The following is a 586-nucleotide window of genomic DNA, read 5'->3' as shown; positions in this document are numbered from 1 at the left end:
TTACCACTGGTTATAGAGGTGGAGGTGCAGGTGTTTGGTATTCTGATAATTATGGAAAGCACTGGGAACAGATTTTTAAAGCTCCAGAAACAGAATGTTTTGCTATTTCTCCTTTTGATGCCAATTTGATGGTCGTAACAACAAAATTTTTGTCTAAAAATCCAGGGATTTATTTAAGTAAAAATAGGGGGCAGACATGGGAAAAAATCAATAAAAGTATTGTAATACCTCATCAGATAGAAGATGTAAAATTTGACTTACACAACCCATCAGAACTATGGTTAGCAACTAAAGGAGGAGGTTTTTATAAAGGGAAATTAAAAAATGGAGACTCCGTTCAGGTGGTTAAAGTACGTATGCCTGTGATAAATCTGACAGTCGGCGAAAAAACAAATCTAAAAGCAGATATTGTAAATGCAAATTACAAAAAAAACAAACTCCATTGGAAATCTACCAATTTAAACATTGCTAAAGTTAATAAAGATGGAAAAGTAATTGCACTAAACAAAGGAAAGGTAAAAATTTGGGCAACTACTGTTGATGGACGTTTTAGTGATTATGTAGTATTGACCGTTAAATAAAGACT

At 33.1% G+C, this 586-nt stretch carries 1 protein-coding gene; it reads left to right on the top strand.

Features of this window, described 5'->3' with window-relative positions; translation table 11 throughout:
* On the top strand, positions 1-581 hold a 581-nt coding region (locus FS85_RS15865; RefSeq protein WP_010137052.1), incomplete at its 5' end, for a VPS10 domain-containing protein.
* Positions 582-586 lie beyond the last annotated feature (5 nt).

This window comes from Ochrovirga pacifica, assembly GCF_000220525.1.
Taxonomy (GTDB): Bacteria; Bacteroidota; Bacteroidia; order Flavobacteriales; family Flavobacteriaceae; genus Ochrovirga; species Ochrovirga pacifica.
This window is presented reverse-complemented; position numbering and strand designations above follow the sequence as displayed.